20 protein-coding genes and 1 tRNA gene are annotated in these 20,349 nt (G+C 73.7%); 11 read left to right on the top strand and 10 right to left on the bottom strand.

Annotated features, from left to right (window positions below; all coding sequences use genetic code 11):
- Positions 1–11: 11 nt before the first annotated feature.
- The 4 genes from GCU67_RS10490 to nth are packed head-to-tail and all read right to left on the bottom strand — an operon-like array spanning position 12 to position 2,645.
- Positions 12–500 carry a cupredoxin domain-containing protein gene (locus tag GCU67_RS10490; RefSeq protein WP_163611169.1) on the bottom strand — a complete coding sequence of 163 codons (489 nt, stop codon included), beginning with the start codon at positions 498–500 and terminating at the stop codon, positions 12–14.
- Positions 497–1,234 (bottom strand): NUDIX domain-containing protein, encoded by a 738-nt coding sequence (locus GCU67_RS10485; protein ID WP_163611168.1) that lies wholly within the window; start codon positions 1,232–1,234, stop codon positions 497–499. Before GCU67_RS10485 ends, GCU67_RS10490 begins: the two co-directional genes overlap by 4 nt.
- On the bottom strand, positions 1,231–1,812 hold the full coding sequence (locus GCU67_RS10480) for a redoxin family protein (RefSeq protein WP_163611167.1): 582 nt from the start codon (positions 1,810–1,812) through the stop codon (positions 1,231–1,233). The genes GCU67_RS10485 and GCU67_RS10480 overlap by 4 nt, the downstream gene beginning before the upstream one ends.
- Positions 1,809–2,645, bottom strand: coding sequence for an endonuclease III (nth, locus tag GCU67_RS10475; protein WP_338104918.1), 837 nt, complete (start codon positions 2,643–2,645; stop codon positions 1,809–1,811). Before nth ends, GCU67_RS10480 begins: the two co-directional genes overlap by 4 nt.
- A 157-nt stretch (positions 2,646–2,802) precedes the next feature.
- Here nth and GCU67_RS10470 point away from each other — a divergent pair, with 157 nt between their 5' ends.
- Positions 2,803–3,102: a hypothetical protein gene (locus GCU67_RS10470; RefSeq protein WP_163611166.1), complete on the top strand. Its 300-nt coding sequence runs from the start codon at positions 2,803–2,805 to the stop codon at positions 3,100–3,102.
- Positions 3,103–3,262: 160 nt separating this feature from the next.
- Complete coding sequence (locus GCU67_RS10465; RefSeq protein ID WP_163611165.1) at positions 3,263–3,937, top strand: cyclic nucleotide-binding domain-containing protein; 675 nt, start codon at positions 3,263–3,265, stop codon at positions 3,935–3,937.
- A gap of 294 nt (positions 3,938–4,231) precedes the next feature.
- Here the strand turns inward: GCU67_RS10465 and GCU67_RS10460 are convergent, their stop codons facing one another.
- Entirely contained in the window at positions 4,232–4,708 is a 477-nt protein-coding gene (locus GCU67_RS10460; RefSeq protein WP_163611164.1) for a RidA family protein, read from the bottom strand.
- Complete coding sequence (locus tag GCU67_RS21140) at positions 4,708–4,881, bottom strand: Sp36 family protein (protein WP_170311040.1); 174 nt, start codon at positions 4,879–4,881, stop codon at positions 4,708–4,710. Before GCU67_RS21140 ends, GCU67_RS10460 begins: the two co-directional genes overlap by 1 nt.
- Before the next feature lie 62 nt (positions 4,882–4,943).
- Between GCU67_RS21140 and bagA the strand changes: the two genes are divergently transcribed.
- The 4 genes from bagA (at position 4,944) to GCU67_RS10440 (ending at position 10,958) form a co-directional block, all read left to right on the top strand.
- Complete coding sequence (gene bagA, locus GCU67_RS10455; protein ID WP_170311039.1) at positions 4,944–5,936, top strand: ATPase BagA; 993 nt, start codon at positions 4,944–4,946, stop codon at positions 5,934–5,936.
- Positions 5,933–7,153, top strand: a complete 1,221-nt coding sequence (gene bagB / locus GCU67_RS10450; protein WP_163611163.1) for an ATPase BagB — start codon at positions 5,933–5,935, stop codon at positions 7,151–7,153. Before bagA ends, bagB begins: the two co-directional genes overlap by 4 nt.
- 175 nt (positions 7,154–7,328) lie before the next feature.
- The gene (locus GCU67_RS10445; protein WP_211661137.1) at positions 7,329–8,450 is read left to right on the top strand and encodes a fatty acid desaturase; all 1,122 of its coding nucleotides are present in this window, start codon (positions 7,329–7,331) and stop codon (positions 8,448–8,450) included.
- Between the two features lie 129 nt (positions 8,451–8,579).
- Complete coding sequence (locus GCU67_RS10440) at positions 8,580–10,958, top strand: transglycosylase domain-containing protein (RefSeq protein ID WP_163611162.1); 2,379 nt, start codon at positions 8,580–8,582, stop codon at positions 10,956–10,958.
- A gap of 92 nt (positions 10,959–11,050) precedes the next feature.
- On the opposite strand, the gene GCU67_RS10435 is transcribed toward GCU67_RS10440, so the two are convergent.
- Positions 11,051–11,503: a GatB/YqeY domain-containing protein gene (locus GCU67_RS10435; RefSeq protein WP_163611161.1), complete on the bottom strand. Its 453-nt coding sequence runs from the start codon at positions 11,501–11,503 to the stop codon at positions 11,051–11,053.
- Positions 11,504–11,571: 68 nt separating this feature from the next.
- On the opposite strand from GCU67_RS10435, the gene GCU67_RS10430 reads away from it, so the two are divergent.
- The 5 genes from GCU67_RS10430 (at position 11,572) to GCU67_RS10410 (ending at position 17,182) form a co-directional block, all read left to right on the top strand.
- Positions 11,572–12,480 carry a metallophosphoesterase gene (locus GCU67_RS10430; RefSeq protein WP_163611160.1) on the top strand — a complete coding sequence of 303 codons (909 nt, stop codon included), beginning with the start codon at positions 11,572–11,574 and terminating at the stop codon, positions 12,478–12,480.
- A gap of 124 nt (positions 12,481–12,604) precedes the next feature.
- Positions 12,605–12,678: transfer RNA gene (locus tag GCU67_RS10425), tRNA-Pro, on the top strand.
- 88 nt (positions 12,679–12,766) lie between these two features.
- Positions 12,767–14,137 carry a hemolysin family protein gene (locus GCU67_RS10420; protein ID WP_163611159.1) on the top strand — a complete coding sequence of 457 codons (1,371 nt, stop codon included), beginning with the start codon at positions 12,767–12,769 and terminating at the stop codon, positions 14,135–14,137.
- Positions 14,134–15,231: a CNNM domain-containing protein gene (locus tag GCU67_RS10415; RefSeq protein ID WP_163611158.1), complete on the top strand. Its 1,098-nt coding sequence runs from the start codon at positions 14,134–14,136 to the stop codon at positions 15,229–15,231. Before GCU67_RS10420 ends, GCU67_RS10415 begins: the two co-directional genes overlap by 4 nt.
- 130 nt (positions 15,232–15,361) lie before the next feature.
- Positions 15,362–17,182 carry a S9 family peptidase gene (locus GCU67_RS10410; protein WP_338104917.1) on the top strand — a complete coding sequence of 607 codons (1,821 nt, stop codon included), beginning with the start codon at positions 15,362–15,364 and terminating at the stop codon, positions 17,180–17,182.
- Positions 17,183–17,266: 84 nt separating this feature from the next.
- On the opposite strand, the gene GCU67_RS10405 is transcribed toward GCU67_RS10410, so the two are convergent.
- From GCU67_RS10405 to GCU67_RS10395, 3 genes are all read right to left on the bottom strand, one after another.
- A complete protein-coding gene (locus tag GCU67_RS10405) occupies positions 17,267–18,562 on the bottom strand; it encodes a glycosyltransferase 87 family protein (protein WP_163611156.1) in 1,296 nt (431 codons plus the stop codon).
- Positions 18,563–18,615: 53 nt separating this feature from the next.
- Complete coding sequence (locus GCU67_RS10400) at positions 18,616–19,668, bottom strand: aspartate-semialdehyde dehydrogenase (protein ID WP_163611155.1); 1,053 nt, start codon at positions 19,666–19,668, stop codon at positions 18,616–18,618.
- The coding region (locus tag GCU67_RS10395; RefSeq protein ID WP_163611154.1) for an aspartate kinase at positions 19,665–20,349 on the bottom strand (685 nt) is incomplete at its 5' end. The genes GCU67_RS10400 and GCU67_RS10395, both read right to left, overlap by 4 nt.

The raw sequence follows: 20,349 nt of genomic DNA, 5'->3' as shown, positions 1-20,349 counted from the left end.
TCGGACGAGGGTCACGGGGCGCTCACCGTCATGGTGCCGACCTGGCCCAGCGCGAGGTGGAAACTGCACTCGAAGGGGTAGTCGCCCGGCGCGCCGGCGGTGAACTCGATCGTCTTGCTGTCGCCAGGGCCGAGGAAGGGGATCTGCTCGACGATCTGCGCCGGCCCCTTCCCCTCGGTGAACAGGAAGTTGTGGGTGAGCTGCTCAGCCGTGTTGCGCACGGTCAGCCGCACCGGCCCCGGCGCGACGGTGAACGCAGCCGGCGTGAACGCGTAGTCGTCCCCGGTCTCCAGGGTGATCTCCTGGACGCCGTCCGGCGCGGTCTGCACCACCCCGGCGTCCGCGGACGTCGCCCGGGTCACCTCGGGCAGCGTCGGCTCGGAGTTCGAGCACCCGGTCAGCACCGCGAGCACCAGCGCACCGCTGAGCAGGGCGGCTGCCGGGCCCCGGCGCGGGGTGGTCCGGCGCGCCCCTCGGGTGCGGTCTGCAGCGACGTTCATGGCCCCGGAACCGTACGCGTGGCGACCCCGGGGGCCGCGTCGTCGCCGTCCGTCGGCGCGGCGGCCCGGGAGCGTGCCGGCTCGGGTCCGCCAGCCGGCGTGGCGAGCGGGCGGACGTCGGTGGTGTCCCAGGGACGGTCCAGCCCGGCCGCGACCAGCACCGAGTCCAGCAGCCCGGCGGTGAAGCCCCACACGACCATGCCGGCGACGCCGAAGGCGGGGCCGACGTAGCCGGTGGAGATGCGCACCCGGAAGCGGTTGGCGGGGTCGACCAGGTCGGCGAGGGGCACCCGCGCGACGCGGGCGACCTCGCGGGGGTCGCCGGTGCGCACCTCGCGCGGGTCGTCCCACCAGCCGACGACCGGCACGACGAGGTTGTCCGAGTGCCCCAGGAACAGCTCGGGCAGCACGGCGAGCACGCGGACGCCGTCGGGCTCCACCCCCGCCTCCTCGTGGGCCTCGCGCAGCGCGGTCCCCACGGGGAACTCCTCGCCCGGGTCGGCGCCGCCGCCGGGGAAGGCCGGCTGTCCGGCGTGGCTGCGCAGGTGCGGTGACTTCTCGATCAGCAGCACGTCCGGTCCGGCCGGGCCCTCGCCGAACAGGATGAGCACCGCCGAGCGCCGGGCGGTCGCCGAGGGCCGCTCGGTGCGCATCCGCGGCAGCCGCCCGGCGTTGGTGACCAGGCGCTGCACGTGCTCGGGCAGCCCGGCGAGGTCGGCGGCCGGCACGGTCACAGCTGCACCCCGAGGTGGGTGGCCACGAGCTCCTCGAACTCCCCGAGCGAGCGCACGGGCCCGACCTTGACGAAGGCGACCGAGCCGTCGGCGGCCAGGAAGGCCGTGGCCGGCAGACCGACCAGCCCCATCCCGGTCATCACCGACCCGTCGCCGTCGAACGCGCCGGGGAAGGTGATGCCCGCGTCGGCGGCGAACGAGGTCGCCTGCGGCATGCCGTCCTTGCTGACCACCCCGACCACCCGCACCTGCTCCCCCGCGGCGTCGGCGAGCTGCTGCACCAGCGGCAGCTCCTCGCGGCAGGGCGTGCACCAGCTGGCCCAGAGGTTGAGCACGGTGGGCACCCCGGGCGCCCTCGTCAGGTCCAGGGTCCCGCCGCCGATGCAGTCGATCGAGACCGCCGGCAGGTCGCTGTCGGCGGCTGCGGTGTCCGGCTGCGCCGGGCAGGGGGCGAGGTCGGCAGCCACGTCGGCGGCGGGCTGGGCGGGCAGGTCGGTCTGCTCGTCGGAGCCGCACCCGGTGAGCAGCGCCGACCCGACCGCCAGGGCGGCGACCAGGGCGCGCGGGCCGCGGCTCACTCGGTGTCCGAGGCGGCGGGGGTCTTGACCAGCTTCGCGGCCACCTCGGGGTCCAGCGGGCCGATGCCGTAGGACGGGCACCAGGCCGCCAGCCCGCACGCCCCGCAGGCCGGCTTCTTGGCGTGGCAGACCCGTCGGCCGTGGAAGATCACCCGGTGGGAGAAGTCGGTCCACTCCTTCTTCGGCACGATCTCGGCGATCTCGGTCTCGACCTTGACCGGGTCCTCCTCGGCCGTCCAGCCGAAGCGCCGCACCAGCCGGCCGAAGTGGGTGTCGACGGTCAGCCCGGGGACGCCGAAGGCGTTGCCCAGCACCACGTTGGCGGTCTTGCGCCCGGCGCCGGGCAGCGTGACCAGGTCGGCCATCCGGCCGGGGACGACGCCGTCGAAGCGCTCCACGAGGGCCTGCCCCAGCCCGATGACGGAGTTGGCCTTGGCCCGGAAGAACCCGGTGGGCTTCAGGATCTCCTCCAGCTCGGCCCGGTCGGCGCCTGCGTAGGCCGCGGCGTCGGGGTAGCGGGCGAACAGCCTCGGCGTCACCTTGTTGACCGTCTTGTCCGTCGTCTGCGCCGACAGGACGGTGGCCACCAGCAGCTCCAGCGGGGTGGTGAAGTCCAGCTCGCAGTGCGCGTCGGGGTGGAGGACGGCCAGCTCGCGGGCCATCCGGCGGGCCCGGCGGGTACGCGCCAGCGGGCTCTCCTGCGGGTCGAACGGCGAGACCCCCAGCCGCGCGACCGGACCGGGACGACGGGCCTTGGCAGGCCGGCTGTAGACGGACGGGTCGGCTGCGGACTCGGCGGACTGGCTGGCGGGCGAGGGGACGGGCCGGGACACGCGTGTGAGGGTAGGCGTCGGGCCTGAGCGCCGGCGCCCGTCATACTCGGTGCTGGTGCGTGCTCCGCCACCCGGCCGGAGCGCCCCTGACCGCACGACGACGTCGCCCCTCCCGGGCCCTGCCGCCCGGGACGCGTCACACCCCGAGGAGGTGCCCGTGGTCGCCCTCATCGTCATCCTGTTCCCGCCGTTGCTGATCGCCTTCCTGCTCGTCATGGAGCGGGTGGAGGAGCCGCTGCGGCGCCCCACGTCCCAGCGCGAGGTCGAGGACTTCCTCGGCAGCGCCACCGACGCCGAGGTCAGCACGCTGGCCCACTCCGGCATCCGCCGGGCGATGAGCCGCTGGCGCACCCGCCGTCGCAGCCGCCCCCGCACGACCCCGCGCCCGGTGCTCACCGAGCGGGCCTCCGAGCGGGCCCCCGAGCAGGCGACCGAACGGGGTCGGCGCGCCGGGTGATCCCGGCCCGGTCACCCAGGAGATGTACGTCTCGATGTTCGGCTGCCACTCAGAGTGGGCAGTCCGGTGACTGAGTGCACAGGTGAGGCGGGCCACAGGCCCTAGACTCATCACGACGCGGGTCGCCATCGCACCCGTGAGGACGTTGCGAGAGGTGAGCGTGGACGAGGTCCTTGCCCAGTCGGGTCTGTTCCAGGGGCTGTCGGAGGAGGCTGCCGAGCCGGTGGCCAGCGCCCTCGAGACGGTGACGCTCCCCCGTGGCCGGGTGGTCTTCAGCGAGGGCGAGTCGGGCGACAGCCTCTACGTCGTCCTCTCCGGCAAGATCAAGCTGTCCCGGCGTGCGCCGGACGGCCGCGAGAACGTGCTGGCCGTCATGGGGCCCTCCGACCAGTTCGGTGAGCTCTCGGTGTTCGACCCGGGTCCGCGCACGGCGACCGCCACGGCCGTCACCGACGTGCGCCTGGCGAAGATGCCCAACCACATGCTGCGGCCGTGGATCACCGCCCACCCGGAGATCGGCGAGCAGCTGCTGCGCGTGCTGGCCCGCCGGCTGCGCCGCACCAACGACTCGGTCGCCGACCTGATCTTCACCGACGTCCCCGGCCGCGTGGCCAAGGCGCTGCTACAGATGGCCGACCGCTTCGGCAGCCGCGAGAGCGACGGCCTGCGCGTCAAGCACGACCTGACGCAGGAGGAGCTGGCCCAGCTGGTGGGCGCCTCCCGCGAGACGGTGAACAAGGCGCTGGCCGACTTCGTGCACCGTGGCTGGATCCAGCTGCAGGGCAAGTCCGTCGTCGTCCTGGACGAGGAACGGCTCCGCCGCCGCGCGCGCTGAGACCCCCGAACCGCCAGAAGGCCCCGCTCCGGACCCGGAGCGGGGCCTTCTGGCGTTCCGTGCCGGGCCGCTCCGGGATCAGCTGAGCTCACCGCCCGTGCTCCTGGCTCAGCGCAGGAGGTGAGCCAGGAGCAACGACGATCAGGTCACCTGATCCCGGGTGCACCTGCGGGACCGGCCGCCATCGCTCGCAGGTTCGCGGCGGGACCCCACGAGGGGGCTGAACGCGAGAGGCCCAGGACCGGCACGGTCCTGGGCCTCTCGCGTTCAGCCGTCCCGATCGGGACGGCGGGTTCAGCGGAGCTCGACGGTGAGCTCCACCTCGACGGGGGCGTTCATGGGCAGCTCGGCGACGCCGACGGCGGAGCGGGCGTGCTGCCCGGCCTCGCCGAAGACCCGGCCGAGGAACTCGCTGGCCCCGTTGACCACCCGCGGCTGGCCGCTGAAGCCCTCGGCGCTGGCGACGTAGCCGACGACCCGGATCACCCGGGCGACGGCGTCCAGCCCGACCAGGTCGTCGATGGCGGCCAGGGCGTTGAGGGCGCAGACCTTGGCGTCGGCGGCGGCGTCCTCGATGTCGACGGCACCGCCGACCTTGCCGGTGCGCCGCAGCCCGCCCTCGACGAAGGGCAGCTGGCCGGAGGTGAAGACCAGCTGGCCGGTGCGGACGGCCGGCACGTAGGCGGCGACGGGGGCGGCCACCGGGGGCAGCCGGACCCCGAGCTCGGCCAGCCGGGCGAGCCAGCTGGTGGGCTGGTCGGGGGCGCTCATCAGTTCGTCGGGCGCTTCAGGTAGGCCACGAGCTGGGTGCCGGAGTCGCCGCTGGGCAGCACCTGCACCAGCTCCCACCCGTCGACGCCCCAGGAGTCCAGGATCGCCTTGGTGTTGTGGATCAGCAGCGGGATGGTGGCGTACTCCCAGGTACGGCGGGACGGTTCGCTCATGCCGCGACGCTAGCGCAGCCTCAGGCAGGCCGGACCCGGCCACCGCTCGTACTCTCCTGGGGGTGACCTCCCAGCCTGCGCCCGTGCGGTGCCACGTCGTGACCGGCAAGGGCGGCACCGGGAAGACCACGGTCGCCGCAGCGCTGGCGCTCTCCCTGGCCGCCGACGGCGGGCACGTGCTGCTGGTGGAGACCGAGGGCCGCCAGGGCATCGCCCAGCTCTTCGACACCCCGCCGCTGCCCTACGAGGAGCGCCGGGTCGCCGTCGCCCGCGGCGGCGGTGAGGTCAAGGCGCTGGCGATCGACGTCGAGGCGGCCTTCCTCGAGTACCTGGACATGTTCTACAACCTCAAGCGCGCCGGCTACGCCCTGCGGAAGATGGGCGCCGTCGACTTCGCCACCGCGATCGCCCCGGGTCTGCGCGACGTGCTGCTCACCGGCAAGATCAAGGAGGCGGTGACCCGCCGCGGCAAGGACGGCCGTCCGGTCTACGACGCCGTCGTGGTCGACGCCCCGCCGACGGGGCGGATCTCCCGGTTCCTCAACGTCACCGGTGAGGTGGCCGGCCTGGCCCGCTCCGGCCCGATCAAGAGCCAGAGCGACGGCGTGATGGCCGTGTTCCGGTCGCCGCAGACCGCGGTGCACCTGGTGACCCTGCTGGAGGACATGCCCGTGCAGGAGACCGCCGACGCCATCGCCGAGCTCACCGCGCTGCAGCTGCCGGTGGGGTCGGTGATCGTCAACATGGCCACCGAGCCGCTGCTGCCCCCCGCCTCCCTGGCCGCCGTCGCCGCCGGGGAGCTGACCGGCGAGGACCTGCTGCCCGCGCTCACCGCGGCGCGGGTGTCCGGTGGCGCCGAGGTGGCCGGGGCCCTGGTCGCCGAGGCGGTCGAGCACGCCCGGCGCTGGCAGTCCCAGGACGCGCTGCGCGGGGAGGTCGAGGCGCTGGGCCGCCCGGTGCTCGAGTTGCCGCTGTCCTCCTCACCCATCGACCTCGGCTGCCTGTTCGAGCTGGCCGAGCGCCTCCGCGACCTGCAGCCGGCGGTGGCCGCATGACCGCCGCCCAGCCGCGCCGGGCGTCCCTCGCCCCGGCCCTCGACCTCGCCGCCCTGGTCTCGGACCCGGACACCCGGATCATCGTCTGCTGCGGCTCCGGCGGCGTGGGCAAGACGACGACGTCGGCGGCGCTGGCCCTGGCCGCCGCGGAGGCCGGCCGCGAGGTCGTCGTCCTCACCATCGACCCGGCCCGCCGGCTGGCGCAGTCCCTCGGCCTGGTCGAGCTGGACAACGAGCCACGGCTGGTCGAGACGCCGGGGGCCAGCGGTGAGCTGCACGCGATGATGCTGGACATGAAGCGGACGTTCGACGACGTCGTGTCCGCGCACGCGACGCCCGAGCGGGCGCAGGTGATCTTCGACAACCCCTTCTACCAGGCGCTGTCGTCCTCCTTCGGGGGCACGCAGGAGTACATGGCCATGGAGAAGCTGGGCCAGCTGCGCGCCAGCGAGCGCTGGGACCTCGTCATCGTCGACACCCCGCCGTCGCGCTCGGCGCTGGACTTCCTGGACGCCCCGAACCGGCTGTCCCGTTTCCTCGACGGCACGATGATCCGGCTGCTCACCGCTCCCGCACGGGCCGGGGGACGGGCCGGCGTCCGGCTGGTCGGGGCGGGCTTCGCCCTCTTCAGCCGGATCATCAGCAAGATCCTGGGCGGCCAGCTGCTCAACGACATCTCCGCCTTCGTCTCCGCGCTGGACACGATGTTCGGCGGCTTCCGGGAGCGCGCCGACGCCACCTACCAGCTGCTCCGCCAGCCCGGGACGGCGTTCGTGGTCGTCGCCGCACCCGAGCCCGACGCGCTGCGAGAGGCCTCGTACTTCGTCGACCGGCTCTCCAGCGAGGGCATGCCGCTGGCCGGCCTGGTCGTCAACCGCACCCACCCGCCGGCGACGACGGGGCTGTCGGCCACCCGCGCCGAGGCCGCGGCCGAGGCGGTCGCCGAGGCCGGCGGTCCCGGCGCCGAGCTGGCCGCGGGGGCGCTGCGGGTGCACGCCGAGCGGATGACCGTGGCCACCCGGGAGCAGCGGCTGGCCGACCGGTTCAGCAGCGCGCACCCCGAGGTCGCGATCCGCACCGTGCCGGCCGCGGCCGGTGACGTGCACGACCTGGACGGCCTGCGGGTGATGGGCCGGGCCCTGCTGGCCGACGAGGACGACACCGGCACCGGCACCCCGCGCAGCCGGGTCCTCCCCGTGCGCCCCGCGACCGCCTGACCCACCCCGGGCGGCGTCCTCCCCACGGCGCCGCCCGGGACACGGGAGTGACGGGTGGTGCGCCTGGCGACCCGCCGTCACCCGATCGTGTCCCGCCGTGCGGCGGGTCTGGACCGCGCTCGTCACGCACCGTTAGCGTCCGCCCGACCTGTTCCGTCGGAGGGATGACACCCGCATGAGCACTGCCCCCCAGATCGACGCCCCGCCCGGCGACACGACCACGACCGCACCCCCGCTCGGCCTGTTCGGGACCGGCACGGTGCCCGCGGCCGCGGACCTGCCGGTCGAGATCCCGGTCGACCTGACCGGCATGGACGACGACGACCGGGCGCGCACCAAGGTCATCACCTCGGCGATCCGGCAGCGCTCGCAGGAGCTGCGGCGCGACCACCCGGTGCTGCGGCACCAGGACGCGCTCGGGCTCGCCGCCTTCTCCGTGGCCCTGCTCGGCTTCGTCGGCAGCGGCGCGCTGTACCTGACCGGCGTCCTGCCCTGGTACGTCACGGTCCTGGTGTCGGCCGCCTTCGCCGCGATCGGCCACGAGGTCGAGCACGACCTCATCCACGCCCTCTACTTCCGCCGTCGCAAGGCCGTGCGCTACGCGCTGCTCTACGCCGTCTGGGCGTTCCGGCCCTACACGATCAACCCGGTGTACCGGATCCGGCTGCACCTGCGGCACCACGCGTACTCGGGCCTGCCGGACGACATCGAGGAGGTGTCGATCACCAACGGCAAGCCGTGGGGCCTGGTCCGGCTGTACAGCCTGCTCGACCCCTACGTCCCGGCGATGACCCGGATCCTGTTCACCAAGCCGGTGGACGCCGAGGACGCACTGTGGCGGCGCACCATCCTCAAGGCCAGCATCGGGCTCACCCCGGTCGCGATCACCATCTGGTACGGCTTCCTCCTCCTCCACCTGGCCTCGTGGCTGGGCGCAGCCGTGCCCGCCGGCCTCCTGCACGCCCTCACCGTGCTCACGGTCGTCTGGGTCGGCCCGAACGTGTGGCGCGGCTTCTGCCTGCACTTCATCAGCAGCAACATGCACTACCAGGGTGACGTGGAGCAGGGGAACGTCCTGCAGCAGACCCAGGTGTTCAACAAGTGGTACCTGGCGCCGTTCCAGGTGTTCTGCGCCAACTTCGGCAGCACCCACCCGATCCACCACTTCTACGTGGCCGACCCGTTCTACGTGCGCCAGCTGATGGAGCGCGACATCCACCCGGTGCTGGCGGCCAACGGCGTCCGGTTCAACGACATGGGCACCTTCGCCCGGGCCAACCGGTACGCGAAGGACTGACCGGCACCGACGACGACGGGGGCGCTCCCGGGACCGGGCTGTGCGCGCCCCGGCGCGTCGCCCGGCGGGCCCGCGCGTCGGGTCCCGAGCCGGACACGGGAGGCCCCCGGACAGGTACCTTGGCCTGCGATGTCCGAGTCTGCTCCCTCCCGTGTCGGCGCCCTCGCGAAGCTCCTGGTCGCCCTGGTCGTCGCCGGTGGCCTGGTCGCCGCCGTGCTGTTGCCCTTCGTCGGCGGGGCGGGCCTCGTCGCCCGCAACTCGACGACCCTGCTCGACGCCCTGCCGGTCGAGCTGACCGACAAGACGCCGAACGGGAACACGAAGGTGCTGGCCGCCAACGGCGAGCTGATCACCGAGTTCTACGAGAACAACCGGACGCCGGCGACGCCGGACCAGATCGCGCCGATCATGAAGCAGGCGATCGTCGACATCGAGGACTCGCGCTTCTACGAGCACAAGGGCGTCGACGCCCAGGGCACCCTGCGCGCGCTGGCCAAGAACCTGGCCGCCGGCGGGGTCCAGGAGGGCGGGTCGACGCTCACCCAGCAACTGGTGAAGCAGACCCTGCTGCAGACGGCCCCCACCGCGGCCGAGGCCCGGGCGGCGACCGAGCAGTCGGTGGGCCGCAAGCTCAAGGAGGCCCGGCTCGCCCTCGCCCTGGAGCAGACCTACTCCAAGGACGAGATCCTCACCCGCTACCTGAACATCGCCTACTTCGGGCACGGGGCCTATGGCATCGAGGCCGCCGCGCGCACCTACTTCAGCGTGGGCGCCGCCGAACTGACCCTGCCGCAGGCTGCGGTGCTGGCCGGCCTGGTGCAGAGCCCCACGAACGACGACCCGCTGCTCTACCCCGAGGCTGCCCAGACCCGGCGCAACCAGGTGCTGCAGCGCATGCACGACCTCGGCCACGGCGGGGGCGGGCAGGTCGACCAGCCGATGACCGACCAGGAGCTGGCCGACCTGTCGGCCACCCCGGTCCAGACCGCCGGGGGTGCCAAGCCCCCGAACGGATGCGCCAACGCGACCATCGGCGGCTACTTCTGCGACTTCGTGAAGGGCCAGCTCAACGCGCTGGGCCTGGACGACCAGGAGCTCGCCAACGGCGGCTACACCATCCAGACCACGCTCGACGCCGACCTGCAGCGGTCCGGCGACGCCGCCGTGCTGAACACCCTGGCCATGGGCGACGACCTGGCCGGCACGTTCACCGCGGTCGAGCCGGGCACCGGGAAGCTCCTCGCGATGAGCGTCAACCGGCGCTTCGGATGCGACGGCAACGTCGACCCCGCCTGCGAGTCGGTCAACCTGAACGTCAGCGCCAGCAAGGGCGCCGGCTCCACGTACAAGGTGTTCACCGCGGCCGCGGCGCTCATCGAGGGCTACGGCGCCAACTACACCCAGACGACCCCCGAGCCCTACATCTCCAAGCTCTTCAAGGACACCGACCCCGACACCGGTCGGCTGCGGCCCTGGCCGGTGCAGAACGTCGGCAACAACTACCCGCCGACCCTGAGCATGCGTGACGCCCTGGTGCGGTCGTCGAACACCTACTTCGTCGCCCTCGAGGACAAGCTCGGCAGCGTCGAGAAGCCGGTGCGGACGGCGCAGGCGATGGGCCTGAAGTCCCTCGACCCGATCGCCGACGAGGTCATCGCCCAGAACCGCGGGTCCTTCACCCTCGGCCCGGATGCCACCAGCCCGCTGTACCTGGCCAGCGCCTACTCCACGCTCGGCGGCAACGGCACGCAGTGCGACCCCATCGCGGTGACCCAGGTGCTCACCTCGGCCGGTCAGCCGCTCACCGGGGACGACGGCCAGCCGCTGGTCAAGAACGACAACTGCACGCCGGAGGCCATCCCGCCGGGTGTGGCGACCACGCTCAACCAGATCCTGATCGGTGACACCGAGAGCCCGTTCGGCACCGCCAAGACCGCAGCCATCCCCGGTCACCAGATCGCCGGCAAGACCGGTACCGCCCAGGACAACATCTCGGTGACCTTCGTCGGCTACACCCCGAAGTACGCGGCCAGCGTCATGGTCTTCAACCCGACCGGGAACCAGGACGTCGGTGGTTTCGGTGGCGGCAAGGGCGCGACCATCTGGCGCGACGCCATGGCGCCGATCCTGGCCAACCAGGCGCCGGTCCCGTTCCCGGCGGCCGACCCGGTCGTCTCCGCGGGCAACCGTCCGGTGGTCCCCGGGTGCAGCAGCGCGAGTGCGTGCGAGGAGACGCTGCGTCAGGCGGGCTTCCGGCCGGTCACCTCCCGGGTGAGCAGCTCCCAGCCCGTCGGCAGCCTGCTGGGCACCAGCCCGGCCGCCGGCGCGGAGGCCGAGGCCGGCCAGGTCGTCACCATCCGCGTGAGCGACGGGACGGGTGCCCGCACCCGGGCGCCCCGCCCGTCCGCGCCGGCCCCCAGCCCGGCTCCCGCTCCGGCACCGGCGCCCGCACCCGAGCCGGCGCCTGCCCCGGACCCGGCCCCGGTGCCGACCGAGCCCACCAACTGACCGTCGACTCCGGCTGATCCACCCACGGACGACGACGGCTCCCCGGTCACCGACCGGGGAGCCGTCGTCGTCCGTGCCCTCGCGGGCCCGGCTCAGCCGAGCTGGCGACGCACCTCGGCGGCGACGCGACCACCCTCGGCCCGGCCGGCGACCCGGCCGGTGACCGCGCCCATCACCTTGCCCATGTCCTTCATCCCGGTGGCCCCGGTGGTGGTGACGACGTCGGCGACCAGCGCGGTGAGGTCGGCGTCGGTGAGCTGGGCGGGCAGGTAGGCGGCGACCACGCCCTCCTCGGCGCGCTCCCGCTCGGCCTGCTCGGCGCGGCCGGCGCCGGCGAAGGCCTCAGCCGCCTCACGGCGCTTCTTCGCCTCCCGGCGCAGCACCGCCTGCACCTCCTCGTCGGACAGCTGACGGGCCTCCTTGCCGGACACCTCCTCGGCGGTCACGGCGGAGAGCACCATGCGCAGGGTCGCGGTGGTCAGCTCGTCGCGGCCCTTCATGGCAGTGGTCAGGTCGGTACGCAGTCGGTCCTTCAGCTCGCTCACGCTCCGCAGCCTGCCACCTCACCCGGCGGTGGGACGACGCAGTTCCTGCGCCGCCCTACGCTGCGTGCATGCGCACCACGACCGCCGTCCCCGCTGCCGTGCTGGCCACCGGAGCCGCCACGGTGGCCTACGCGAGCCTGGTCGAGCGGACGCGGTGGACGCTGCGGCGCTTCGACGTCCCGGTGCTGCCACCGGGCTCGGCACCGCTGCGGGTGCTGCAGCTGTCGGACCTGCACATGACCGCCGGGCAGACGAGCAAGCAGCGCTGGGTGGCTGGGCTGGCCGCGCTGGAGCCCGACCTGGTGGTCACCACCGGCGACAACCTGGCCGGGGCGGACGCCGTCCCACCGACGCTGCGTGCGCTGGAGCCGCTGCTCGACCTCCCCGGGGCCTTCGTGCTGTCCAGCAACGACTACTACGGTCCGACGCCGAAGAACCCGCTGACGTACTTCAAGAAGGACCACCGGAGGGTGTTCGGTGAGCCGCTGCCCTGGCAGGAGCTCCGCGACGGCATGACCGCGCGCGGCTGGCTGGACCTGACCAACAGCACCGGCCGGCTCACCGTCGCGGGGGTGCCGATCGCCTTCGCCGGCCTCGACGACCCGCACCTGCGACTGGACCGGTACGAGGAGATCGCCGGCCCGGCCGACCCGGACGCCGACGTGCGGCTGGGGCTGGTCCACTCCCCCGAGCCCCGGGTGCTCGACCGGTTCGCCGGCGACGGCTACGACCTGCTGCTGTGCGGGCACACCCACGGCGGCCAGCTGCGCATCCCCTTCTACGGCGCACTGGTCACCAACTGCGGCATCGACCGGCAGCACGTCCGCTGGCTGCACCGGTGGGCACAGCCGACGCCGGCGCACCCGAACGGCACCTGGCTGCACGTCTCGGCCGGGCTGGGCACCAGCCCCTATGCGCCCTACCGGCTGGCCTGTCCGCCGGAGGCCACCCTGCTCACGCTGACCGCCCGGGCGTAGGAGAGAGACCCCCTCCCCCGGCCCCGTCCCGAGCTCGCGGGGGACGAGGAGGACGGGTCCTCCCACCCGTGCCGGGCCCCTGCGAGGGGGCCCGCGGGCGTCGGTTACAGTTGTCGACGCACCTCGGGGTGTGGCGCAGCTTGGTAGCGCGCGTCGTTCGGGACGACGAGGCCGCAGGTTCAAATCCTGTCACCCCGACTCGCCACTCAGGGACCGCCTCCGGGCGGTCCCTGAGTCGTTCCCGGCCCAGTTTCTGCACCGGCCCCAGTGGGCACAGTGCGCGCTGATGACCGAATGGCTGCTCCTCCTCGCGGCTGTGCTGTTGACCGCGCTCACCGGGTTCTTCGTCGCAGCCGAGTTCTCCTTCACCTCCGTCGACCGCGGCCAGGCCGAGCGGGCCGCAGCGGCCGGCGAGAAGGGCGCCGACGGCGTCCTGAAGGCACTGCGCGGCCTGTCCACCGAGTTGTCCGCCGCACAGCTCGGGATCACGCTGACCACGCTGCTCGTGGGCTTCCTGGCCGAGCCGGCGCTGGGCGGGCTGCTGGAGCCGGTGCTCACCGGCCTAGGCCTGCCCGAGGGCGCGGTCGCACCCATCGCGGTCGCCCTGGGCATCGCGCTGGCGACGTTCCTGCAGATGATCCTGGGCGAGTTGGGGCCGAAGAACCTGGCCATCGCCCGGCCGCTGGGCACCGCCGTCCTCGTCGCCCCGGGCATGCGCCTGTTCACGACGATCACCGGCCCGCTGGTGCGCCTCCTGCAGCGGCTGGCCAACGCGATCGTGCGCCGGTTGGGCTTCGAGCCCAAGGAGGAGCTCGACGACACCCGCGGCGCCGAGGAGCTGGCCGCGGTCGCCCGCCGCTCGGCCGAGGAGGGCGACCTCTCCCCCGTCGCCGCCCGGCTGCTGGGCCGCTCGCTGGGCCTGCGCGACAAGTTCGCCACCGACGTGATGACCCCGCGCACCCGGCTGTGGACGCTCAGCTCCTCGGCCACGGCGGCCGACGTCATCGACGCCGCCATCCGCTCGGGCAACTCCCGCTTCCCCGTCTACGGCGCCGACCTCGACGAGGTCACCGGCGTCGTGCACGTCAAGAACGCCGTCGCCGTCCCGGAGGAGGACCGGCTGCAGCGCACCGCCCGGGAGCTGGCGGCACCGGTGCTCGCCGTCCCCTCGTCGCTGCGGCTGGACCCGCTGCTGGACCTGCTCCGCGAGCAGGGCCTGCAGTTGGCCCTCGTCGTCGACGAGTGGGGCGCCACCCACGGCATCGTGACGCTGGAGGACATCGTCGAGGAACTGGTCGGTGAGATCACCGACGAGACCGACCGCCCGCTGCGCCAGTTGCGCCGGGACGGCGAGGACTGGGTGCTCTCCGGCCTGCTGCGTCCCGACGAGGTGCGCGAGCGCACCGACATCCCCGTCCCCGAGGGCCGCTACGAGACCATCGCCGGGTTCGTGGTGGAGCGGCTGCGCCGGCTGCCCGAGGTGGGCGAGCAGGTGGCGATCGAGGGCTGGATGCTCACCGTGGCCGAGGTCGACGGGCGTCGGCTGTCCCGACTGCGCGCCACCCCGGTGCCGGTCGAGGACGACCCCGACCTCACCGACGAGTCGCGCCACTCCGGTGCGACCGCCAGCCGTGAGCGAGAGGTGGCGCAGGCGTGAGCGACGTCGTGAGCCTGCTCGTCCTGGTGGCACTGCTGCTGGGCAACGCGTTCTTCGTCGCCTCGGAGTTCGCCCTGGTGTCGGCCCGCGCCGACCAGATCGAGCCGCGCGCCGAGGCCGGGTCGGTCCGGGCGCAGAAGACGCTGGCCGCGATGCGCAACGTGTCGCAGATGATGGCCGGCGCCCAGCTGGGCATCACGCTGTGCTCGCTGGGTCTGGGCGCGGTCGGTGAGCCGGCCGTGGCCCACCTGATCGAGCCCGTGCTGCACGCCCTGCACGTGCCGGAGGGCCTGCTGCACCCGATCGCACTGGTGATCGCGCTGTCGCTGGTGACCGTGCTGCACATGGTGCTCGGCGAGATGGTGCCCAAGAACATCACCATCGCCGGCCCGACCAACGCCGCGATCGTGCTGGGTCCGCCGCTGGCGTTCATGGTGCGGGTGCTCAAGCCGTTCATCTGGTTCTTCAACGTCGTGGCCAACGCCTTCGTGCGGCTGTTCGGCGTCACGCCCACCGACGAGATCGCGGCCAGCTTCGACCGGACGGAGATCCAGTCGATGATCACCCAGTCCCGCGAGGAGGGGCTGCTGGGCACCGAGGTCAGCGAGCTGGCCGCCGGTGCGCTCACCTTCGAGCAGCACGACGTCGGCTCGGTGCTCCTGCCCGTTGACTCCCTGGTCACCGTGCCCCGCGACTCCACGCCCCGGCAGCTGGAGGCCGTCGTCGCCCAGCACGGCTACAGCCGCTACCCGGTGCGCGGCGCGGACGGCGAGCTGACCGGCTACGTGCACGTCAAGGACATCCTGGGGTCCGGGCCGAGCATGCGGGACCACACGGTGCCCGACCAGGCGGTGAAGGCCTTCGTCGAGCTGACCCCCGCCGAGCCGCTGCCCGAGGTGCTGCAGGAGATGCGCCGGTCCGGCTCGCACCTGGGGCGGGTCGTCGAGGACGGTCGGACCATCGGCCTGGTCGCCCTGGAGGACGTGCTGGAGCAGCTGATCGGCGACGTCCGCAGCGCCGACGTCGTCGTCCCGCCGAAGCCGAAGGCCCGGCGGAACGCCGCGCAGGCCGGGGCGGGTGCCGGGGGGAGGTGACCTCCCCGCGGGACGCGGCGGGATGGACGTGGACCGCCCGCCGCGACCGGCCGGCGCTGCGCTCTCACCCGGGGTGCCGGGCGTCGAGGTCCGCAGGCACCGCCGCCGGGCCACGGGGGAGGATGCAGCGGTGACCGCTGAGCCGACCGTGCCCTCCTCCGCCCAGCCCGTCCCCGCCCCGGCGCTTCCTGCAGAGGTGACCGCCCGCTGGCAGGCCCGCTTCCGCGCCCCGCGGGTCAGCCTGCCGGACTGGGCAGAGGACGCCCCGCACCGCAACGTCTACTCCTCCGACGTCACCGGCGTGGTCGAGCAGTACGTCTGGGACCGCGACACCGACGTCCACCGGCAGGTCACCGACCGCGCCAACGGCACGCTTGCCGCCACGCTGAGCCCGGACGGTGAGGCCGTCTGGTGGTTCGCCGACACCGACGGTGACGAGTTCGGCGTCTGGATGACCCAGCCCTTCGCCGGCGGCCCCGACACCGTCGCGCTGCCCGAGGTGGGCCCCGCCTACCCGGCCGGGCTGGAGCTGGGGCGCCGGTACCTGGCCGTGGGGCGCTCCACCGACGACGGCAGCGAGCTGTGGCTCGGCCCGGTGGGCGGCAGCCCGGCGGTGTTCTACACGACCCCCGACACCGCCGGTGTCGACGCGCTGTCCCGCGACGACACCCTGCTGGTCTTCTCCCACTCCGAGCACGGCGACCCCCGCTACCCCGCCCTCCGGGTGCTGCGCACCGGGGACCTGTCGCTGGTGGCCGACACGTGGGACGGCGAGGGCCGCGGCCTGCACGCGCTGAGCTTCTCCCCCGTCGAGGGCGACCAGCGACTGCTCGTGGGCCACGAGCGCCGCGGCCGCGAGGAGCTGCTGATCTGGGACGTCGCCAGCGGCGAGGAGACCGAGCTGGTGCTCGACCTGCCCGGTGACGTCACCGCCGGCTGGTACCCCGACGGCTCGGCGCTGCTGGTGGGCCACGACCACGCCGCCCGCAGCGAGCTGTACCGCTACGACCTCACCGCCGGCACGCTGGAGCAGCTGGAGACCCCGCGCGGCGTCGTCCGGGGCGCCAGTGCCCGCCCCGACGGCAGCGTCGAGCTGGCCTGGTCGAACGCCGAGAAGCCGCCGGTGATCCGCCGCGCCGACGGCCCCGTCGTCCTCGCCGCCCCCGGCGAGGAGCCGCCGGCTGCCTACCCGGTCGAGGACCGCTGGGTGCCGGGCCCCGGCGGCGACGTGCACGCACTGCTGGTGCGCCCGGCCGGCGAGGGCCCGTACGCGACCGCCTTCCTGGTGCACGGCGGCCCGGAGTCCCAGGACGACGACTCCTACCGGGCCCGGCGCGCGGCCTACGTCGACGCCGGCTACGCGGTGGTGCACGTCAACTACCGCGGATCCACCGGCTACGGCAGCGAGTGGCGCGACGCGCTCACCGGCCGGCCCGGGCTCACCGAGCTCGAGGACGTCGCCGCCGTGTACGACGCGCTGGTCGCCGAGGGCGTCGTCGACCCGGCCCGCACGATCCTCACCGGGGGCTCGTGGGGCGGCTTCCTGACCCTGCTCGGCCTAGGCACCCAGCCGGAGCGGTGGACGGCGGGCATCGCCGAGGTCCCGGTGGCCGACTACCTGGCCGCCTACGAGGACGAGATGGAGGGCCTGCGCGCCTACGACCGTGCGCTGTTCGGCGGCTCGCCGGCCGAGGTCCACGACGTCTACGTGCGCAGCTCGCCGCTCACCTACGTCGACGCCGTGGCGGCACCGGTGCTCGTGGTCGCCGGGGCCAACGACCCGCGGTGTCCGATCCGGCAGATCGACAACTACCTCGCGGCCCTGGACGAGCGGGGCAAGCCACACGAGGTGTACCGCTTCGACGCCGGCCACGGCTCGCTGGTGATCGAGGAGACGATCCGCCAGGTCGAGGTGGCGTTGTCCTTCGCGCTGCGGCACGTCACCCCCTGACCGGAGGGCCTCACCCGCCCCTGGAGGGCCATGTCCGCGGACATGGCCCTCCAGGGGCCGTCGGGAGCACCGGCGCCCCCGTGGTCAGCGGACGGCGAGGACGTCGTCGGGAGCTGGGGCCGCGGCCGGCGTGCGCACGGCCGCCCGCACCGGCAGGACCAGCAGCAGCACGACCATGAACAGCACGTAGGTCTCCTCGCCGAGCGCCCCGAGCAGCCCGGTCTGGTGCGGCTGGTTCCTCCCCGGGTCGCCGTAGAACCACAGCGTGCCGATGCCCAGCGACGTGGTCACCAGCACGGCACCGACGCCGGCCAGCCGGGCGGCGACGCGTGGCCGCCCACCGAGCGCGCGGCCGGCCACGGGCGCGCCGGCGGCGACGTCGACCAGGACGGCGACCGCAGGGACCAGCCAGTACAGGTGGTGGGTCCACGACACCGGGCTCGCCAGGCAGCTGACCAGGCCGACCAGCGTGACGCCGGTGAGGAGGTCGCCCGCGCGGTGGGCGCGCACCGCCCGCTGCATGCCGACCACCACCGCTGCCAGCACCAGCACCGCCCACAGCACCCGGTCCGGCTCGCCAGGGTGGGCCAGCCGGGCCACCGTGCCCATCAGCGACTGGTTGGAGATCTGGTCGAGCTCACCGACCCGGCCGGTCTCCCACAGCGTCGTCCCCCAGAACTGCACCGAGGTCTGCGGCGAGACGACGAAGGCCAGCAGGGCGGTGAGGACGGCGGTGCCGGTGGCCACCCCGGCGGCCCGCCACTGCCGGGTGAGCACCAGGTACAGCACGAACACAGCCGGGGTCAGCTTGACCGCGATCGCCAGCCCGGTGCCCACGCCGGCCCACCGCCACCCGCGACGCAGCGCCAGGACGTCGGCGGCGACCAGCCCGCCGAGCAGCAGGTTGACCTGGCCGAAGCCGATCGTCTCGCGCACCGGCTCCATGAGCAGCACCACCGGGACGGCGAGCGCGACGGCCAGCCACGGCGTCCAGCCGCGGCGGCGGGCCAGCGGCACGACGAAGGCGGCGGTGAGCAGCGCGACCAGGGTGACGTTGACCGTCGTGTAGACGGCCGCCGCCTGGGCGTAGGTGAGCGCCGCGAGCGGGGTCATCAGCAGGGCGGCGAACGGCGGGTAGGTGAAGCCGTAACCGGTGCGGTCCAGGTCGAAGGCGTAGAGCGGCTGCCCGTCGAGCCACCAGCCGACGGCGCCCTGGTACACCCGCAGGTCGAACCAGTCCTTGTAGGACGGGTACGGGACGTGGTGAGACACCACCCAGACCGCGAGGCCGACCGCGGCGGCCAGCGCCAGCCGGGCGACGGTGTCCCGCGGCCGGGCCGGGACGCCCAGGAGCTCCCGCGCCTGCCCTCCCCCGCGCACGCGGGGAGGGGCAGCAGCGGGACGGCGGTCGGCCGGACCGCCGAGTCGACCGGTCAGCGTCGGGCGAGCAGCAGTTCGGCGATCTGCACGGTGTTCAGCGCCGCACCCTTGCGCAGGTTGTCGTTGCTGATGAACAGCGCCAGACCGCGGCCGTCGTCGACGCCCTCGTCCTGCCGGATCCGGCCGACGTAGCTGGGGTCGGTGCCGGCGGCCTGCAGCGGGGTGGGCACGCCGGTGAGCTGGACACCGGGCGCCTGTTCGAGCAGCTCGGTCGCCCGCTCAGGCGACAGCGGCCGGGCGAACTCCACGTTCAGCGACAGCGAGTGCCCGGTGAAGACGGGCACCCGGACGCAGGTGCCGGACACCCGCAGCTCCGGGATGCCGAGGATCTTGCGGCTCTCGTTGCGGAGCTTCTGCTCCTCGTCGGTCTCGAAGCTGCCGTCGTCGACGATCGAGCCGGCCAGCGGGATCACATTGTAGGCGATGGGGCGGACGAACGTGACCGGCTCGGGACCGGTGACCGCGGACCCGTCGTGGGTGTACTCCGCCGCCTTGTCCACCACGGCCTTGACCTGGCCGTCCAGCTCCTCGACGCCGGCCAGCCCGGCACCGGAGACCGCCTGGTAGGTGCTGGCGACCAGGCGGACGAGGCCGGCCTCGTCGTGCAGCGGCCGCAGCACCGGCATCGCGGCCATGGTGGTGCAGTTCGGGTTGGCGATGATCCCCTTGGGGATCGAGTCCAGGGCGTGCGGGTTGACCTCGCTGACGACCAGCGGGACGTCGGGGTCGCGGCGCCAGGCGGAGCTGTTGTCGATGACGGTGACCCCGGCGGCCGCGAACCGCGGCGCCTGCTCCTTGGAGGTCGCGCCACCGGCGGAGAAGATCGCGATGTCCAGCCCCGTGGGGTCGGCGGCCGCGGCGTCCTCGACGGTGATCTCGCCACCGGCCCAGGGCAGCGTGCTGCCCGCGGAGCGGGCGGAGGCGAAGAAGCGCAGCTCGGCAAGGGGGAAGGCCCGCTCGGCCAGCAGCCGGCGCACGACGGCGCCGACCTGCCCGGTGGCGCCGACGACGCCGACCCGCAGGCCATCAGGCGTGAACGCGCTCATCGTCCGGTCCCCCCGTAGACCACGGCCTCGACGTCGGAGCCGAGGTCGAACGCGTCGTGCACCGCGCGGACGGCGACGTCGACCTCGGTGTCCCGGCACACCACCGAGATGCGAATCTCGGAGGTGCTGATCAGCTCGAGGTTGACCCCGGCGTCGGCCAGAGCGCCGAAGAACTTGGCGGAGACCCCCGGGTGCGAGCGCATCCCGGCGCCCACCAGGGAGACCTTGCCGATGTGCTGGTCGAAGCTGACGCCGGTGTAGCCGACGGTGTGCTTGACCCGCTCCAGCGCCGCGAGGGCGGCCGGACCGTCGCTCTTGGGCAGGGTGAAGGAGATGTCGGTCAGCTTCGCCTCGGTCGAGACGTTCTGCACGATCATGTCGATGTTGATCTCGGCGTCGGCCAGCACGCGGAAGATCTGGGCCGCCTCGCCCGGGCGGTCGGGGACGCCGGAGACGGTGATCTTCCCTTCGCTGCGGTCGTGCGCGACGCCGGTGATGATCGCCTGTTCCACGGTGAGGTCCTCCATCGAGCCGGCCACGATCGTGCCGGGGAGCTGTGAGTAGGAGCTGCGGACGTGCACCGGGATGCCGTACCGGCGGGCGTACTCGACGCAGCGGAGCATGAGGACCTTGGCGCCCGAGGCCGCCATCTCCAGCATCTCCTCGTAGGTGATGGTGTCC

Origin of the sequence: Modestobacter muralis, from assembly GCF_010682105.1 — a bacterium.
Taxonomy (GTDB): domain Bacteria; phylum Actinomycetota; class Actinomycetes; order Mycobacteriales; family Geodermatophilaceae; genus Modestobacter; species Modestobacter muralis.
The sequence above is the reverse complement of the archived record's forward strand: the minus strand, read 5'-3'. Positions and strand labels throughout refer to the sequence as shown.

Coding starts and splice junctions, on each gene's coding strand:
- GCU67_RS10490 (WP_163611169.1), bottom strand. CDS start 500: ATGAACGTCGCTGCAGACCGCACCCGAGGGGCGCGCCGGACCACCCCG.
- GCU67_RS10460 (WP_163611164.1), bottom strand. CDS start 4,708: ATGAGCGCCCCCGACCAGCCCACCAGCTGGCTCGCCCGGCTGGCCGAG.
- GCU67_RS21140 (WP_170311040.1), bottom strand. CDS start 4,881: ATGAGCGAACCGTCCCGCCGTACCTGGGAGTACGCCACCATCCCGCTG.
- bagB (WP_163611163.1), top strand. CDS start 5,933: ATGACCGCCGCCCAGCCGCGCCGGGCGTCCCTCGCCCCGGCCCTCGAC.
- GCU67_RS10445 (WP_211661137.1), top strand. CDS start 7,329: ATGAGCACTGCCCCCCAGATCGACGCCCCGCCCGGCGACACGACCACG.
- GCU67_RS10440 (WP_163611162.1), top strand. CDS start 8,580: ATGTCCGAGTCTGCTCCCTCCCGTGTCGGCGCCCTCGCGAAGCTCCTG.
- GCU67_RS10430 (WP_163611160.1), top strand. CDS start 11,572: ATGCGCACCACGACCGCCGTCCCCGCTGCCGTGCTGGCCACCGGAGCC.
- GCU67_RS10420 (WP_163611159.1), top strand. CDS start 12,767: ATGACCGAATGGCTGCTCCTCCTCGCGGCTGTGCTGTTGACCGCGCTC.
- GCU67_RS10400 (WP_163611155.1), bottom strand. CDS start 19,668: ATGAGCGCGTTCACGCCTGATGGCCTGCGGGTCGGCGTCGTCGGCGCC.